Source organism: Burkholderia cepacia GG4, assembly GCF_000292915.1.
GTDB lineage: Bacteria > Pseudomonadota > Gammaproteobacteria > Burkholderiales > Burkholderiaceae > Burkholderia > Burkholderia cepacia_D.
The window spans coordinates 2,468,961-2,484,488 of the sequence record NC_018513.1 but is presented as its reverse complement, the minus strand read 5'-3'; the positions used below and the strand labels follow the sequence as shown (position 1 = coordinate 2,484,488).

The window sequence follows — 15,528 nt, the reverse complement described above, 5'->3', positions numbered from 1 at the left end:
CGCGACCGGCGAACGCCTGCCGCCGCGCGCGCTACCGCATCACGGTTCCTGCGCTGTCGAGCACGAAGTCGACGCAGAACACGACGAGGCGGCTCTGCGCGCGAATCGCGACGGCTGCCGTATAGCAGTCGCGGCCTTCCGTCAGCGAGAAGTGCGGGCCCATCAGCGCGACACGCCCCGGCGCCGCGATTGCGCGCTGGAAGTACGGGCGCCGCGACCAGTTGCTGTGCGTTTCCGGAAACAGCGGTGCGAGCCGTGTGCTGCTTGCCTGGCCATCCTCGGGGCGCGCGCCGATCGACGGCAGGAACTGTTCGCCGATCTCGTCGGTGACGAACACGCGGCGCGCGGCCGGCACCGTGAACACGCGCTGCGCGGCATCGCTGAGGTTGCCGCTCGCCGAGAACGCGGCCGCGCCGGCGAGCACGAGCCGCTCGATCGCGTCGAAGCCCGGCTGTTCGGCGATGGGCGGCGTGTGCCGGTGCGCGATGAAGCGTCGCCACGCGGCGTCGAGCATCGCGGGCGCCGCGGCGCTCGCGTGCGCGATCGACGCATCGGGCTGGCCGAACTGGAAGCCCTGGACGAAATCGATGTCGGCCTCCATCAGTGCCTGCAATGCGTCGTCGCTTTCGACGCCCTCGGCGAGCACCATCGCGCCGGCCTGATGCAGCATCGATACGAGGTGATGCATGATGCGGCGATCCTCGGCCGACCAGGTCGCGCGCTCGACGAGCGAACGGTCGAGCTTGACGATATCGGGCCGTGCGCGCCACACGCGGTCGAAATTCGAGAATCCGGTGCCGAAATCGTCGATCGCGATCAGGAAGTCGCGATGCTGGATCATGTCGATCGTGCGGGCGAGCGCGGCTTCGTCGCGGGCCGGCTGCTCGATCACTTCCAGCACGATGCGGTTCGGCGGCAGCGCGAAATGCCGGCACAGTGCCTCGACGAATTCGCGCTGCACGAGGCCTGAATCGAGCACGCGCGGCGTCACGTTCAGGAACAGCCAGCCGTCGCCGATGCCTTGCGCGACGAAGTTGGCGGTATGCAGGCAGCGGGCGAGGCGATCGAGCAGCAAGGCGTCGGCGGCGGCGCGCGTCTTGTCGAACAGCGCGACCGGCGAGACCAGCGTGCCGTTCGGTTCCACGACGCGCAGCAGCGCTTCGTAGCCGACCACGCGCTTGTGCGTGATCGACAGCACGGGCTGGAACACGCTGCGCAGCGTCGTGTCGCGATACGTGGCGATCCAGCCGCTGGGCGTCGGCGTCAGGCTTTCGAGCAGGGAATCGAGCGATAGGTCGCGGGAGGGCTTCATGTCAACGGTGCCCTGGGGCGAACGGGGGGGGCAGTGTCGTGCCGCCACGCAGAAGCAGTCGCACGCGCAGGTGGGCGCGAGAGAACGTGGAGCATCGTAACCGCCTTCTGCGGATGAGTGTTACGAGTGTAACGGGAATGGCAAGGCGCGCGTATCAGGGTAACTCCAGACGCAAACGGTACACCGCTCGCGCGTCTCCGGCGGGGCCGCCCGTCGGACCCCCGCCGCGACCGAGCCGCGGGTGCCGAATGCAGAGGGTGCGACGCGTGCGGGAATGGGGTAGATGGAAGGCAGCGCCCGCAAGCCGGGCGAACGCGCAACCGTGCGGGGCCGTCGGCATCGGCTTGAAACCGACGCCATCCGGGGCGGTGCCGGCCGAGCCGGGCGGGTCCGACGATTGACGGGCGGCGTGGCGACGCGCGTCGCGAGCAACCGCCCGACCGCCGCGGGCGCGTGCTGCTCAGGCCGCTTCGCCGCCGCGCGGGCCGAGCCCGGGAATCCGCTTGATCACGCCGGTCGCGAGCGCGGTGCCGACGAGCACGATCGCGCAGCCTTCGATCATCACGACCGATACGCGTTCGCCGAGGAACAGCGCGCCCCACAGCAGGCCGAACACCGGGATCACGAACGTCACGGTAATCGCGCGGGCCGGGCCGATATGCGCGATCAGGTAGAAGAAGATGAAATACGCGACGCCCGTGCACGCGATGCCGAGCGCGAGCACGGCACCCCATGCGTGCGCGCTGACCGCCGCGGCCGGCCAGGTCGCGATCGCGAACGGCAGCAGCAGCACGGTCGAGCCGATCATGCTGCCGGTCGCGTTGACGAGCGGATCGACGCCGGTGAGCTTGCGCTTCGTATAGTTGGCCGCGATGCCGTACAGCAGCGTCGCGCCGAGCGCGGCGGCGGCAGCGAGCGCGGTTGCGCTGGCGCCGGTGCTGCCGTGCGCGTTCGCGATCTGATCCCACACGAGCGTGAGCACGCCGGCAAAGCCGATCACAAGGCCGAGCGCGCGCGGCAGCGACAGCTTGTCCTTCAGCCACAGGTACGCGACCAGGGCGCCCCACAGCGGCGTCGTCGCGTTGATCACCGACGTGACGCCGGCCGACAGCGTCAGTTCTGCAAACGCAAACAGGCAGAACGGCGCGCCCGAGTTCAGTACGCCGACGACGAACAACGGCCACGCGTGCCGGCGCAGCCGGGTGGCGAGGTCGGCGGGCTTGAAGCGCGTCAGCGCGAGGCCCGTGAGGAACAGTGCGCCGATGCCCACGCGCAATGCCATCAGCGGCGCCACGCCGAATTCGGCGACGCCGATCCGGATGAACAGGAACGACGCGCCCCACAGGGCGGCGAGGATGGCCAGCAAAAAGGCGTTCTTGGGTGACATCGAGCGTGACGGGCGAGGGGACGGGATGCGGAGAATCTTACACCGCGTGATCGCGCCATCGTTTCACGATCGAATGAAACGGCAAGAAACGGGAAACCCGCGTGCTGCCGATGCGAACCGGCAGCGCGGCCGGTGTGACCACTCAGTGATGGTGCCAGCCGCCGCGTCCGCCGAAACCGAAGTTCAGCGACAGCGCGGGGCCCCAATAGCCGCCCCATGCCGGGGCATAGGCGGGCGCCGGATAGTAGTACGCGGGGCCGGGGTCGACATACACGGGCGCGGGCTGGACGGGGGCAGCCGCGTAATAGCCGCCCGGATAGTAGCCGTAAGGGTAGTAGCAGCCGGCGAGTGTCGCGCACGCGAGCGTCGCGGCGACGAGGGTCCTGTTCATGATGTTTCTCCGGCGGCGCCGGCAATCGGCAGATGCTTAAGCTTAGGCCGCACGGTGATGACAAGGTGCGCAAAACGGTAACGGATCATTTCCGGGCGCGGCCGGGCGAACGGTCGGACGAATGCGAAAACGGCGTTGCCGCAGTGCGAAAACGCCGTCTGGTTGAAACGCGTCGTACGGCAGGCTGGTGCCGCCGGGCCGCGTTACTTGCCGATCTGGTTGCCGATGATGCCGCCGGCCGCCGCGCCGCCCAGCGTCGACAGCGCGTTGCCGCCGATCGCCGCGCCGGCGACGCCGCCGACACCCGCACCGATTGCCGTATCGCGCTGGCGTCGTGACATCGAATCGCAGGCCGACAGGCTGGTCACCATCGCGATGAGCAGAGCGCATACCCCAAAACGCCGAATCGAATTCATGATCGTTGTCCTTGTGGTGGTGGGCGGAGGGCGCGCGACCGGCTGGCCGGCCGTGCATGCACCCAATCTACGCGCGGCCCCGCGGCGCTGCTGTAAGGACTTGTTAAGGCTCGGGCGGTTTCGTAATCAATTGTTTCCCTCGCGCCGGCAGGCACGCGGCGTGCGGGTGCGCACGCAAAACCCGCAAAACATGCAAAAAAAGCCCGCTCGAAAGCGGGCTTCCTGCCGTGCGCTGCACTGCGGTCCGTGCGGACCGCAGCGTTCGCTTACTGACGGTGATAGATCTCGGCGCCGGTCTTCACGAACTCGACCGCCTTGACTTCCATCCCTTTCTTCAGCGCCTCGGTTTCCGACACACCCTGCTGCGCGGCGAACTCGCGCACGTCCTGCGTGATCTTCATCGAGCAGAAGTGCGGGCCACACATCGAGCAGAAGTGCGCGACCTTCGCCGAATCCTTCGGCAGCGTCTCGTCGTGGAATTCGCGTGCCTTGTCCGGATCGAGACCGATGTTGAACTGGTCTTCCCAGCGGAACTCGAAACGAGCCTTCGACAGCGCGTTGTCGCGCACCTGCGCGCCCGGGTGACCCTTGGCCAGGTCGGCGGCGTGCGCGGCGAGCTTGTACGTGATGATGCCTTCCTTCACGTCGTCCTTGTTCGGCAGCCCGAGGTGTTCCTTCGGCGTCACGTAGCACAGCATCGCGGTGCCGAACCAGCCGATCATCGCGGCGCCGATACCCGACGTGATGTGGTCGTAGCCCGGCGCGATGTCGGTGGTGAGCGGCCCGAGCGTGTAGAACGGCGCTTCCTTGCACCAGTCGAGCTGGAGATCCATGTTCTCCTTGATCAACTGCATCGGCACGTGGCCGGGGCCTTCGATCATCACCTGCACGTCGTGCTTCCACGCGATCTGCGTGAGTTCGCCGAGCGTCTTCAGTTCGCCGAGCTGCGCTTCGTCGTTCGCGTCGTAGATCGAGCCGGGGCGCAGGCCGTCGCCGAGCGAGAAGCTCACGTCGTACGCCTTCATGATCTCGCAGATCTCTTCGAAGTGTTCGTACAGGAAGCTTTCCTTGTGGTGCGCGAGACACCACTTCGCCATGATCGAGCCGCCGCGCGACACGATGCCCGTCATCCGGTTCGCGGTGAGCGGCACGTACTGCAGGCGCACGCCTGCGTGGATCGTGAAGTAGTCGACGCCTTGCTCGGCCTGCTCGATCAGCGTGTCGCGGAAGATTTCCCAAGTCAGGTCCTCGGCCTTGCCGTTGACCTTTTCGAGTGCCTGGTAGATCGGCACCGTGCCGATCGGCACCGGGCTGTTGCGGATGATCCACTCGCGCGTTTCATGGATGTGCTTGCCGGTCGACAGGTCCATCACCGTGTCGCCGCCCCAGCGGATCGCCCACGTCATCTTGTCGACTTCCTCGCCGATCGACGACGTGACGGCCGAGTTGCCGATGTTCGCGTTGATCTTCACGAGGAAGTTGCGGCCGATGATCATCGGCTCGGATTCCGGGTGGTTGATGTTCGCGGGGATGATCGCGCGGCCGCGCGCGATTTCGTCGCGCACGAATTCCGGCGTGATTTCCGCGAGTGCATTCGCGCCGAAGGCCGCGGCGCCGAACGCCTGGCCCGGGTGCTGGCGGCCCATCATCGCGGCGAGCTTCGCGCCGTTCGGGCCGCTCGACTTCAGGCTCTCGATGTACTCGGCGCGGCGCTGGTTCTCGCGGATCGCGATGTATTCCATTTCCGGCGTGATGATGCCCTGGCGCGCATAGTGCATCTGCGTGACGTTCTTGCCGGCCTGTGCGCGGCGCGGGTTGCGGTGCAGGCCCGGGAACCGCAGGTCGGCGGTGGCCGGGTCGGCCGCGCGCTCGAGGCCGTACTCGCTCGACAGGCCGCCGAGCACTTCGGTGTCGCCGCGTGCCTCGATCCAGCCCTGACGCAGCGCGGGCAGGCCCGCGCGGATGTCGATCTTGGCGTCCGGATCGGTGTAGGGGCCCGACGTGTCGTACACGTAGATCGGCGGGTTCTTCTCGCCGCCGAAGCCGGTCGGGGTATCGGCCTGCGTGATTTCGCGCATCGGCACGCGGATGTCGGGCTGCGAGCCGGTTACATACACCTTTCGCGAATTGGGCAGCGGCGCGACGGCAGCGGCGTCGACGTGGGCGTCGGCAGACAGAAACTTCGGATTGGCGTTCATGCAATCTCCTGTGTGAGCGCCGGACACGCGCTTCGGCGCTTGCCCGGAGCCCTTGACGAATGTGGGGCTCGAGCTAAGCAGGAGACGAGGTTTGGTGAGGCGGCGGATTCGTCAGAAGGAAGGCGGCGAAATCCGTACGCTTCCCTGCGCTGGCATTATCCAGATCAGGTTCAAAGGGTATTTCTCACCCGCAATGCCGGTTGTTTGACCGAACGCATTGCAGGACCCCCGCGTTAGCAGCGCACACGATACACTGGCTTCGCGGCGGTTTCAACCGGGAGAGGATCGGCTGTCCCGGCGCGGCCGCAGCATGGCGGGTCGTGCGATGGCCCGTCGAAATGGCAGCGCGCGTCGCCGCCGCATGGCCCCACGGCTTGGCCGGTGGCGGCGACGCGGTGCAACATGACGCGCTTTCGCGCAACCTCAAAAAAAAATTTCGCAGCGGCTGTCATTTCCCGCGACGTCGTCCGTCTATTCGGCTCCTTAAACCCATGTTTTGGAGAGATGTCATGAAAAAAGTACTGATTGCCGCTTGTGTCACCGCTTTCGCCACGCTTGCCACGGGCGCGTATGCGCAGAACGACGCGATGTCGCAGCCAGGTTCGTCGATGTCGAAGGACGCGATGGGCCACGACGCGATGGCGAAGGACGGCGCGATGAAGAAGGACGGCATGAAGAAGCATGCGATGAAGAAGGACGCGATGAAGAAAGACGCGATGTCGCACGACGAAATGGGCAAGTCGTCGTCGGGCGACAAGATGGCGCCGTCGAACTGACGGAGGCGGGCGGGGCGCGGCCAGCGCGTGCGGCACACGAGGCCGCCCGCGCATCGCGCACCGCCGCTACGTTCCGGGAGTCTTCATCATGCAAACCGTTCCCGCTGCCGGGCGCGCGACCGCCACGCCGCCCGCGCGCAAGATTCATCCGCTGTGGGTGCGCGTGAGCCACTGGCTCAACGCGCTCGCGGCGATCCTGATGGCGCTGTCCGGCTGGCGCATCTACGATGCGTCGCCGATCTACCCGCCGTTCACGTTCGCGCACGGCATTACGCTCGGCGGCTGGCTCGGCGGCGCGCTGCAATGGCATTTTGCGGCGATGTGGCTGCTGGTCGGCAACGGGCTGTTCTATCTCGCGATGTCGATCGCGACGGGGCGCCTCGCACGCAAGATGCTGCCGGTCACGCTGGCATCGATATGGCGCGACGTGCGCGCGGCGCTGGCCGGCCGGCTGTCGCACGACGACCTGAGCGTCTACAACGCGGTGCAGCGTGCCGCGTACCTGACCGCGATCGTCGACCTCGTCGTGCTGGTGCTGTCGGGCCTCACGATCTGGAAGTCCGTACAGTTCCCGCTGCTGCGCGAACTGTTCGGCGGCTACGACAACGCGCGCGTCGTGCATTTCTGGGCGATGTCGCTGCTGGTCGCCTTCTTCGTCGTCCACGTCGCGATGGCGTTGCTGGTGCCGCGCTCGCTGCTCGCGATGCTGCGCGGCCGCTGATCCGCAAGCCGCGGGCGGAGGAAATCATCATGTCGGAATCCGAACAAAGACGCGGCCAGCCACGCTGGACGCTCGACCGGAAGTCGCTCGAACTCGACCTGCGCCGCGAGCTCGAGATGCCGTCGCGGCGGCTCTTCAACCAGCGCGTGCTGACGCTCGGCGGCCTCGCGATGCTGACCGGCTGCACGCTGCAGGACGATGCGTCGGTCAACACGTTCCTCGAGAAAGTGTCGCGCATGAACGATCGCGTGCAGGCCTGGCTGTTCAGCGGCGAGCGCCTCGCGCCGACCTACACCGAAGCCGACCTCACGCGGCCGTTCCCGTTCAACGCATACTACGGCATCGACGACGTGCCGCACGTCGACGCATCGACGTATCGGCTCGTGCTGTCCGGCCGCGTGACGGGCAAGCGCGTGTGGACGCTCGACGAACTGTATGCGCTGCCGCACGCGGAGCAGATCACGCGGCACATCTGCGTGGAAGGGTGGAGTGCGATCGGCCGCTGGGGCGGCACGCCGTTCGGCGCGTTTCTGGCGCGCGCCGGCGCCGATACCCACGCGAAATACGTCGGTTTCAAATGCGCGGACGATTACTACGAAAGCATCGACATGCCGACCGCGCTGCATCCGCAGACGCTGCTCGCGTTCGACTACGACGGCCGCCGGCTGCCGGCGGAATTCGGCTTTCCGATGAAGCTGCGGATGCCGACCAAGCTCGGCTACAAGAATCCGAAGCACATCATGGAAATCTTCGTGACCGATACCTACCCGGGCGGCTACTGGGTCGACCAGGGGTACAACTGGTTCGGCGGATCGTGAGCGGCGGCGCGCCGCGCCCGCCGCGGCGCCTCACGGCGCTATGCGGACTCGCGCACCTGCAGGTCGACGCGCAGGCCGACCGCGGCCGCCATGTTCACGAGCGCATCGAGCCCGAACAGGTTGATCTTGCCGCGCAGCAGATCCGACACGCGCGGCTGCGTGACGCCCAGCTGCTGCGCGGCCTGCGCCTGGCTGAGCTCGAGCTGCGCGATGCGCTGCTTGAGCGCGATCATCAGCTCGGAGCGCAGCTTCATGTTCTCGGCTTCGGCCGGCTGGCCTTCGATTGCGTCCCAGACGCTCGCATGGCGTTCGTTGCTCATCGTTTCCTCTCCATCATCAGCGCCCGGTAGCGCCGGGCAGCCAGTTCGATATCGGCCTTGCAGGTGCGTGCCGACTGCTTGCGGAAGCAATGCAGCACATAGATCGCGTCGGCGAAGGTCGCGACGTAGACGATCCGGAACGCGCCGCTTGCATCGCGCAGGCGAATTTCCCGCACGCCGGGGCCGATGGTGCGCGTCGGCTTCCAGTCGTCGGGCGCGAGGCCGCGCTGCACCTGGTCGATCTGGTGGCCGGCTTCGCGGCGCGCGGGAAGCGGAAAGCCGCGCAGGTCGTCGAGTGCGGTGCCGACGAACGAAACCGGCTTCGGCGGAAGAATGGCGGAATTATACAAAATTTTGTATGGATGGTGTGCGGGTCGAAAGGGCGAATGTCAGGGGCCGGACGCGCCTGCCGACCGTCACCATAAGCGCGAAGTGACCGCTGAGCGCATGACTGGCCATCAGGCCGATGGAGCGATCGCAACGGGCGGGAACGGATGCCGGGCGGCCCGGGAGACGCTCGCGCAGCGCGTATCCGGCCCCCGATCCGATTCGTCCGGATCCCGAAAAATGTCGCGCCGAAACGTCAGTCGATATGCTTTCAGACAGGTCTGACGATGCTTTCGAATCCTTGATGCCATAATGCCGAGCGTGCGCAACCGAAGCCGTTTGCGCACGCTTTTTGACCCTCTGCCGCCGCTTGCCGGTTTTTATCCGTCGCCGTTCGCACTGCCATGTCGTTCCGCACGTTCGCCTCCGCCTTCCCGGTCCCGTCAGGGCCGTTTGCCGGCATCGCCGGCGTCTTTCAGCGGAGCACGCGACACGTCGTGCGGGCGGGCTGAACGATGACACCGCTCGACCGCCTCCTCGATTTCTTCGCCCGCCTGCCGATCCGGATCCGCCTGCCGCAAAGCCGCGGCGGCCGCGTCGCGCTGGCCCTGGTCTTCATCTATTTCGTCTGGGGTTCGACCTACAGCGGCCTGCATTTCGCGCTGCAGTCGTTCCCGCCGCTGCTGCTGTCGGGGCTGCGCAACCTGCTCGGCGGGATCGGCCTGTTCATCTTCGCGCTGCGGCGCAAGCCCGAATGGCCGACGCTGCTGGAAATCCGCAACTCGGCGATCGTCGGCACGATGCTGGTCGCGCTGTCGTCCGGCACGATCGCGCTCGGGATGCGCACGGTCAGCAGCGGCTCGGCCGCGGTGATGGTCGCCACGGTGCCGCTGTTCGCGACCGTGATCGCGGCGGTCGCCGGGCGTCCGGTGACGAAGGGCGAGTGGGCGGCCGTCGCGCTCGGGATGGTCGGCATCGTCGTGCTGAACTCGGGCGGCGCGGCCGCCGCGAACTCGGCGCTCGGCACGATCTGCGTGCTCGCCGGCGCGCTGTTCTGGGCGGGCGGCGCGCATCTCGCGACGCGCCTCAAGCTGCCGTCGGACCTGTTTCTGTCGACGTCGCTGCAGATCGGCCTGGGCGGGTTGATGTCCACGCTCGCCGCGTGGCTGATGGGCGAGCGCATCGAGCAGGTCGCGCCCGGGCCGGTGTTCGCGTTCGTGTACCTGATGGTGTTCTGCACGATGGCCGCGTACGTCGCGTACGGCTACCTGATTCGCCATACGAGCCCGATCATCGCGAGCAGCTGCATGTACGTGAACCCGATCGTCGCGGTCGCGCTCGGCGCGCTGATGCTCGGCGAGCCCGTGACGATGGCAACCGTGGTCGCGACGGTCGCGATCCTCGGCAGCGTCGGGCTGTCGTTCCTGTTCGATCCCGCGCGCCGGCCCGCGGCGCGCACGGCGGCCGACGCTTCGCCGGCCGTGGCGATCGTCGCGGTGGAGGCCGCAGCAGGCGCGGCGTCCGTGCCGGATCAGCCGCCGATGCCGGAACCCGCGCCGATTCTCGCGCCTTCCGCGGTACCGCTCGCGGTGCCCACACCGGCCGCCGTCGTCGACCCGACCGCGGTCGTGGATCCCGCTCCGGCCTTCACGGTGCCGCCGCCGGTCGAAGAGCCGGCCGCATCGCGCGCGGATGCGTGACGCCCGCGCGCGCGGCCGCGTTCACGCGTGCCGGGCGCCGCGATGGTGGAACCAGCCGGCGAGCGCGGTAAACAGCAGTCCGGCCGCGCACATGCCGGTCCAGCCGAAGGTGCGCCACGCGACGACACCGACCGACGAGCCGAGCGCGCCGCCGATGAAGTAGCACACCATGTACACAGTGTTCACGCGGCTGCGCGCCTCGGGCTTCAGCGCGTAGATGCGCGACTGGTTCGAGATCTGCGCGGCCTGCACGCCGACATCCAGCACGATCACGCCGATCACGAGCCCGACGAGGCTCGTCCCCGACAGCGCAAAAATCACGAACGACGCCGCCAGCAACGCGATCGCGAGCGAGATGATCGCGCGCGGGCCGCGCTTGTCCGCGAAACGGCCCGCGTACGGCGCGGCCAGCGCACCCGCCGCGCCGACGATCCCGAACAGACCGGCGGCCTGCGGGCCGAGATGGAACGGCGCGCCGGCGAGCAGCAGCGTCAGCACCGGCCAGAACGCGCTGAACGCGGCGAACAGCGCGGCGCCCGTCAGCGACGCTTCGCGCAGCCCGCGCAATTCGACCGCCAGGTGCCACATCGAGCCGAGCAGCTTGCCGTACGGCAGCGTCGACGTCGGCGAACTGCGCGGCAGCCGTAGCACGATCACCGCGGCCAGCGCGACGAGCGCCGCGACCGACGCGCCGAACACCGCCCGCCAGCCGAAATATTCGGCGACGAAGCCGGCCGCCGTGCGTGCGAGCAGGATCCCGATCAGCAGGCCGCTCATCACGGTGCCGACCGCATGCCCGCGCTCGGCCGGTGGCGCGATCTCGGCCGCGAACGGCACGGCCTGCTGCGCGATCGTCGCGAGCACGCCGATCGCGAGGCTCGCCGCGGCGAGCACCGCCAGCGTGGGAGCCGTCGCGGCGACGATCAGCGCGATCGACAGGCCCGCGATCTGCATCAGGATCAGGCCGCGGCGATCGAAACGGTCGCCGAGCGGCGCCAGCAGGAACATCCCGGCCGCATAGCCGAGCTGTGTCGCGGTCGGCACCGCGCCGATCCACGACGCACCGTCGGGAAAGGCCGAGCGGAAGCTGTCGAGCAGCGGCTGGTTGTAATAGATGTTCGCGACCGACACACCCGCGATCGTCGCGAGCAGCAACAGCAGGCTGCGCGAGTAGTGGGGCGAGGCGGCGTCGGTCGGACGGTCGGTGGAGGCGGCAGACATGGCGGCAACGGAACGGAGTTGAACGGCGTGGCGCGCGACGCAGCGGCGGTTGCGCTGGCGGCCGGGCGCCGATCGAGGCTGCCGATCATACCGGAGCACCGTGAATCCTGCCGGGCGGGTGGGCGGGTGGACAGGCGGTCGGGCAGTCAGGCAATCAGGCGGCCGGCCGCCGCACTCGTGGCATGACGGGCCGCGAGCGACCGCTATCGGCCGCGATCAGCGCGCAACGCGCGCCGACCGGCCTCGGTCGCCCGTCATGCGCACGCGATTCACGCCGTCAGTCGACCAGTTCCCCGCTCGGTTCGTAGAACGGATAAGGCCCGTCGCCTTCGTCCACGTACACGTGATGGGAGGTCATCCCCGCGTCCGGCGTATGGAAGTGCACCGCGAACGCGGGCGGCTCGAGCCGGAACGCGGACGGTGCGTCCGCGCGCAGGTCGAACGCGACCTGGTGCGCGGGTGCCGGCACGGCGGATGCGAGCGTGCCGCCGAAGCGCGTGAACATCGTGCGGTGCACGTGGCCGCACAGCACGCGTTCGACGTTCGGATGGCCGCGCAGCAGCGCGTCGAGTTTCGCGGCGGCGGCGGGCGCGAGGCGCAAGGCATCCATGTGCCCGATGCCTGACGCAAACGGTGGGTGGTGCAGCGCGACGATCACGGGCCGATCGCGCGCGGCGTCGAGCTGCGTGGCGAGCCACGCCAGCCGCGCGTCGCACAGGTCGCCGTGGCTCGCGCCGGGCACCTGCGAATCGAGCGCGAGCACGCGCACCGCGCCGACATCGAACGCGTACTGCACGAATTCGCCGTCCTGCCATTCGGGGCGATCGGCGAACGCGCGGCGCAGCCCCGCGCGGTCGTCGTGGTTGCCGACCATCAGGTAATACGGAATCTCGAGCGGCGCGAGCAGGTCGCGCAGATGGCGGTATTCGTCGTCGTGGCCGAAGTCGGTCAGGTCGCCCGTGACGAGCACCGCGTCAGGCCGCGGCACGAGCGCGTTCAGCTTCGCGATGCAGCGCGCGAGCGCGGCGGCCGTGTCGACGCGCCGGTACGCGAGCTGGCCCGGACGCTTGATATGGAGATCGCTGATTTGAGCAAGCAGCATCGTCGTTCCTCGGAATGTCTGGTTATCGTGGGGCGGCATCACGCGGCGAGCGCGATCAGGCCTTCCGCCGCGATCGCGATGCCGACGGCCGTGCCGCGCGCGAGTTCGATGCGGCCCGGTACGTCGATCACGAGCGGGTCGGGCGCCGCATGCTCGATCGTGAGCCGCGTGCGCTCGCCGAGGAACGCGCACGCGCCGATCGCGCCGCGCAGCGGCGCATGCGCGGGATCGGCGAGCTGCGCGTCCTCCGGGCGGAAGAACCACTCGTCGGCGGCGTGCGGCGTCACGATCGACCCGCCCGTCGTCACGAGCGCGCCGTTGCGCCATTGTCCCGCAAGCCGGTTCAGCGTGCCGATGAACTGCGCGACCGTGCGGTTCGCCGGCCGGTAGTAGATGTCGCGCGGCGTGCCGATCTGCTCGATGCGGCCTGCCCCCATCACTACGATCCGGTCGCCGAGCTCCATCGCTTCGGCCTGGTCGTGCGTCACGTACACGGTCGTCACGCCGAGATCGCGCAGCAGCGCATTCATCTCGCGGCGCAGCACGTCGCGCAGCTTCGCGTCGAGCGCGGTCAGCGGCTCGTCGAGCAGCAGCACGCGCGGGCGCACCGCGAGCGCACGCGCCAGCGCGACGCGCTGCCGCTGGCCGCCCGACAACTGATCGACCGGTTTGTCCGCATGCGCATCGAGCCGCATCATCGCGAGCAGCTCGTCGACGCGTTCGCGCAGCGCGCGCGGCTCGGTCTTGCGGATCTTCAGCCCGTAGCCGACGTTGCCGCGCACCGTCAGGTTCGGGAACAGCGCGTAGTTCTGGAACACCATGCCGACCTGCCTGCGCTCGATCGGCAGCGCGGTCACGTCGTCGCCGCCGAACGCGATCGTGCCGCCGGCGTCCGGCGTGTCGAGGCCGGCGATCAGCCGCAGCGTGGTCGTCTTGCCGCAGCCCGACGGTCCGAGCAGCACGAGCGTCTCGCCCGCGCCGATCGACAGGTCGAGCGGTTCGAGCACGCGCGTGCCGCGGAACGTTTTCGCGCAGCGGGTCAGGGTGATGGGGGTGGAATCGAGTTTCATGGGAACGGTGAAGTCTGCGCGGGGTTCAGCGCGGGCGGCGCTTCAGTGGGCGCGTGCCGGACGGATCGACGCCGAGCCACTGCATCGCGACGAGGAGCGGCAGCGTCATCAGCAGGAACACGATCGTATAGGCGCTGCCGACTTCGAGACGCAGCGACGCGTAGGTGTCGGCGAGCCCGACGGGCAGCGTCTTCGTGTCGGGTGTATGCAGCATCCAGGTGAGGTTGAATTCGCCGATCGACAGCGTGAGCACCGCGAGTGCGCCCGCGACGATGCCGGGGCGCAGGTTCGGCAGCACGATCGTCACGAAGCGCGTGACGAACGACGCGCCGAGGCTCGCGGCGCCTTCTTCGAGCGTGCGCAAGCCGGCACCCGCCGCAACGGCCGCGACCGCCCGCACCATGAACGGCAGCGTGAACACGACGTGGCCGACGACGATGAACCACAGGCTCATCCGGAACGCGGTGAAGCCGCCGTAGACGACCAGCAGCGCGAGCGCCGACGCGAGGCCCGGCAGCGCGACCGGCAGCACGAGCGCTTCCTCGATCACACGGGCCGTGCGGCTCTGGCTGCGCGCGAGCGCATAGCCGGCCGGCACGCCGACGACGAGCACGATCGCGAGCGTCGCGAACGCAACGCCGAGCGACAGCGCGACCGAGCCTTGATACTGCTGCCACACCTGTTCGAGCCAGCGCAGCGTGAGGCCGCTCGACAGCCCGCGGAAATAGTTGACGGTGAGACCCGCGAGCACCGACATCACGACGGGCACGATCAGGAACGCGCACAGCAGCAGCGTGACGCCCCATTGCAGCGCGGCGATCGCGCGCGCGCCCGACACACGCGGCGCCCGTCGGGCGGCGCCGTTCGCATGCGACGGAGCGGGCGCCGGCGACGGCGCGGACGAACCGGAAAGCGATTGCATGAAGGAATCCTCAGGCCGCGGCGGCGGCGGTGTGGCCGGTGAACCGGCGCGCGAGCGCGAGCACGGCCCACGTGACGATGCCGAGCACGATCGACAGGCCGGCCGCCGTCGCGATGTTCGCGTTCAGCGTGAACTCGGTGTAGATCGTCATCGGCAGCACGTTCAGGTCGGTGGCGAGCGTGAACGCGGTGCCGAACGCGCCCATCGCGGTCGCGAAGCAGATCGCGCCGGCCGCGATCAGGCCCGGCGCGAGCGCCGGCAGCACGATGTCGATGAAGATGCGCCACGGCGACGCGCCGAGCGAGCGCGCGGCTTCCTCGAGCGACGCGTCGAGCTTCGACGCGGCCGCGATCACGGTCACGATCACGCGCGGAATCGAGAAGTACAGGTAGCCGACGAACAGCCCGGCAACCGAATACGCGAACACCCACTTGTCGCCGGTCAGCTTCGCGGACAGCATCCCGATCAACCCCTGGCGCCCGGCGAGCATGATCACCATGAAGCCGACCACGACACCCGGGAACGCGAGCGGAAAGGTAAGCAGCGCGAGCAGCACGCGCTTGCCCGCGAACTCGCGGCGCGCGAGCAGCAGGCCCGAGATCGTCGACAGCACCAGCGTCGCGAGCGTGACGCCCGCGGACAACGCCACCGTTTCGCCAAGGCTCTTCATGTAGCGCGCATTGCCGAGCAGCGCCGCGTACTGCGTGAAGAGCGCACCGTCGGCGGACACCTGCACGAGCGAAACGATCGGCAGCAGCCAGAACGCGGCGAACACCGCGAGCGCGGGCGCGACGAGTGCGACGCGCCAGCGCAGCGGGAAAGTCAGGTCGAGCATGGGTTGGGTCCG

The 15,528-nt window shown here is 68.6% G+C and carries 16 protein-coding genes and 1 riboswitch; of the genes, 4 read left to right on the top strand and 12 right to left on the bottom strand.

Going from position 1 to position 15,528, the window contains the following annotated elements; translation table 11 throughout:
• Positions 1 to 31: 31 nt before the first annotated feature.
• The 5 genes from GEM_RS11300 to thiC form a co-directional block, all read right to left on the bottom strand.
• Positions 32 to 1,312: an EAL domain-containing protein gene (locus GEM_RS11300; RefSeq protein WP_014897540.1), complete on the bottom strand. Its 1,281-nt coding sequence runs from the start codon at positions 1,310 to 1,312 to the stop codon at positions 32 to 34.
• 460 nt (positions 1,313 to 1,772) lie between these two features.
• Positions 1,773 to 2,699, bottom strand: coding sequence for a DMT family transporter (locus GEM_RS11295; protein WP_014897539.1), 927 nt, complete (start codon positions 2,697 to 2,699; stop codon positions 1,773 to 1,775).
• A 142-nt stretch (positions 2,700 to 2,841) separates the two neighbouring features.
• On the bottom strand, positions 2,842 to 3,090 hold the full coding sequence (locus GEM_RS11290) for a hypothetical protein (protein WP_014897538.1): 249 nt from the start codon (positions 3,088 to 3,090) through the stop codon (positions 2,842 to 2,844).
• 203 nt (positions 3,091 to 3,293) lie between these two features.
• A complete protein-coding gene (locus tag GEM_RS11285; protein ID WP_014897537.1) occupies positions 3,294 to 3,506 on the bottom strand; it encodes a glycine zipper 2TM domain-containing protein in 213 nt (70 codons plus the stop codon).
• Positions 3,507 to 3,772: 266 nt separating this feature from the next.
• Entirely contained in the window at positions 3,773 to 5,704 is a 1,932-nt protein-coding gene (gene thiC, locus GEM_RS11280) for a phosphomethylpyrimidine synthase ThiC (protein ID WP_014897536.1), read from the bottom strand.
• A gap of 123 nt (positions 5,705 to 5,827) precedes the next feature.
• A riboswitch (TPP riboswitch) is annotated at positions 5,828 to 5,944 on the bottom strand.
• Positions 5,945 to 6,213: 269 nt separating this feature from the next.
• On the opposite strand from thiC, the gene GEM_RS11275 reads away from it, so the two are divergent.
• From GEM_RS11275 to GEM_RS11265, 3 genes are all read left to right on the top strand, one after another.
• Complete coding sequence (locus tag GEM_RS11275) at positions 6,214 to 6,480, top strand: pentapeptide MXKDX repeat protein (RefSeq protein ID WP_014897535.1); 267 nt, start codon at positions 6,214 to 6,216, stop codon at positions 6,478 to 6,480.
• A gap of 88 nt (positions 6,481 to 6,568) precedes the next feature.
• A complete protein-coding gene (locus GEM_RS11270) occupies positions 6,569 to 7,201 on the top strand; it encodes a cytochrome b/b6 domain-containing protein (protein ID WP_014897534.1) in 633 nt (210 codons plus the stop codon).
• Between the two features lie 29 nt (positions 7,202 to 7,230).
• Positions 7,231 to 8,019: a molybdopterin-dependent oxidoreductase gene (locus GEM_RS11265; RefSeq protein WP_014897533.1), complete on the top strand. Its 789-nt coding sequence runs from the start codon at positions 7,231 to 7,233 to the stop codon at positions 8,017 to 8,019.
• A gap of 38 nt (positions 8,020 to 8,057) precedes the next feature.
• Here GEM_RS11265 and GEM_RS11260 read toward each other — a convergent pair whose 3' ends face one another.
• Positions 8,058 to 8,339, bottom strand: coding sequence for a helix-turn-helix domain-containing protein (locus tag GEM_RS11260; protein WP_014897532.1), 282 nt, complete (start codon positions 8,337 to 8,339; stop codon positions 8,058 to 8,060).
• Positions 8,336 to 8,689, bottom strand: coding sequence for a type II toxin-antitoxin system RelE/ParE family toxin (locus tag GEM_RS11255; RefSeq protein ID WP_014897531.1), 354 nt, complete (start codon positions 8,687 to 8,689; stop codon positions 8,336 to 8,338). Before GEM_RS11255 ends, GEM_RS11260 begins: the two co-directional genes overlap by 4 nt.
• Positions 8,690 to 9,181: 492 nt before the next feature.
• Between GEM_RS11255 and GEM_RS11250 the strand changes: the two genes are divergently transcribed.
• Positions 9,182 to 10,366 carry an EamA family transporter gene (locus tag GEM_RS11250; RefSeq protein WP_014897530.1) on the top strand — a complete coding sequence of 395 codons (1,185 nt, stop codon included), beginning with the start codon at positions 9,182 to 9,184 and terminating at the stop codon, positions 10,364 to 10,366.
• 21 nt (positions 10,367 to 10,387) lie between these two features.
• Here the strand turns inward: GEM_RS11250 and GEM_RS11245 are convergent, their stop codons facing one another.
• From GEM_RS11245 to GEM_RS11225, 5 genes are all read right to left on the bottom strand, one after another.
• Positions 10,388 to 11,587 (bottom strand): MFS transporter, encoded by a 1,200-nt coding sequence (locus GEM_RS11245; RefSeq protein ID WP_014897529.1) that lies wholly within the window; start codon positions 11,585 to 11,587, stop codon positions 10,388 to 10,390.
• A gap of 277 nt (positions 11,588 to 11,864) precedes the next feature.
• Positions 11,865 to 12,689 (bottom strand): phosphodiesterase, encoded by an 825-nt coding sequence (locus GEM_RS11240; RefSeq protein WP_014897528.1) that lies wholly within the window; start codon positions 12,687 to 12,689, stop codon positions 11,865 to 11,867.
• A 38-nt stretch (positions 12,690 to 12,727) separates the two neighbouring features.
• The gene (locus GEM_RS11235) at positions 12,728 to 13,759 is read right to left on the bottom strand and encodes an ABC transporter ATP-binding protein (protein WP_014897527.1); all 1,032 of its coding nucleotides are present in this window, start codon (positions 13,757 to 13,759) and stop codon (positions 12,728 to 12,730) included.
• Positions 13,760 to 13,784: 25 nt separating this feature from the next.
• Entirely contained in the window at positions 13,785 to 14,681 is an 897-nt protein-coding gene (locus tag GEM_RS11230; RefSeq protein ID WP_014897526.1) for an ABC transporter permease, read from the bottom strand.
• A 10-nt stretch (positions 14,682 to 14,691) separates the two neighbouring features.
• On the bottom strand, positions 14,692 to 15,516 hold the full coding sequence (locus tag GEM_RS11225; protein ID WP_014897525.1) for an ABC transporter permease: 825 nt from the start codon (positions 15,514 to 15,516) through the stop codon (positions 14,692 to 14,694).
• Between the last annotated feature and the right edge of the window lie 12 nt (positions 15,517 to 15,528).

What these genes read in the sequence shown, in the direction of transcription:
- GEM_RS11300 (WP_014897540.1), bottom strand. Translation starts at nt 1,312, where the DNA reads ATGAAGCCCTCCCGCGACCTATCGCTCGATTCCCTGCTCGAAAGCCTG.
- GEM_RS11295 (WP_014897539.1), bottom strand. Translation starts at nt 2,699, where the DNA reads ATGTCACCCAAGAACGCCTTTTTGCTGGCCATCCTCGCCGCCCTGTGG.
- GEM_RS11290 (WP_014897538.1), bottom strand. Translation starts at nt 3,090, where the DNA reads ATGAACAGGACCCTCGTCGCCGCGACGCTCGCGTGCGCGACACTCGCC.
- GEM_RS11285 (WP_014897537.1), bottom strand. Translation starts at nt 3,506, where the DNA reads ATGAATTCGATTCGGCGTTTTGGGGTATGCGCTCTGCTCATCGCGATG.
- thiC (WP_014897536.1), bottom strand. Translation starts at nt 5,704, where the DNA reads ATGAACGCCAATCCGAAGTTTCTGTCTGCCGACGCCCACGTCGACGCC.
- GEM_RS11275 (WP_014897535.1), top strand. Translation starts at nt 6,214, where the DNA reads ATGAAAAAAGTACTGATTGCCGCTTGTGTCACCGCTTTCGCCACGCTT.
- GEM_RS11270 (WP_014897534.1), top strand. Translation starts at nt 6,569, where the DNA reads ATGCAAACCGTTCCCGCTGCCGGGCGCGCGACCGCCACGCCGCCCGCG.
- GEM_RS11265 (WP_014897533.1), top strand. Translation starts at nt 7,231, where the DNA reads ATGTCGGAATCCGAACAAAGACGCGGCCAGCCACGCTGGACGCTCGAC.
- GEM_RS11260 (WP_014897532.1), bottom strand. Translation starts at nt 8,339, where the DNA reads ATGAGCAACGAACGCCATGCGAGCGTCTGGGACGCAATCGAAGGCCAG.
- GEM_RS11250 (WP_014897530.1), top strand. Translation starts at nt 9,182, where the DNA reads ATGACACCGCTCGACCGCCTCCTCGATTTCTTCGCCCGCCTGCCGATC.
- GEM_RS11245 (WP_014897529.1), bottom strand. Translation starts at nt 11,587, where the DNA reads ATGTCTGCCGCCTCCACCGACCGTCCGACCGACGCCGCCTCGCCCCAC.
- GEM_RS11240 (WP_014897528.1), bottom strand. Translation starts at nt 12,689, where the DNA reads ATGCTGCTTGCTCAAATCAGCGATCTCCATATCAAGCGTCCGGGCCAG.
- GEM_RS11235 (WP_014897527.1), bottom strand. Translation starts at nt 13,759, where the DNA reads ATGAAACTCGATTCCACCCCCATCACCCTGACCCGCTGCGCGAAAACG.
- GEM_RS11230 (WP_014897526.1), bottom strand. Translation starts at nt 14,681, where the DNA reads ATGCAATCGCTTTCCGGTTCGTCCGCGCCGTCGCCGGCGCCCGCTCCG.
- GEM_RS11225 (WP_014897525.1), bottom strand. Translation starts at nt 15,516, where the DNA reads ATGCTCGACCTGACTTTCCCGCTGCGCTGGCGCGTCGCACTCGTCGCG.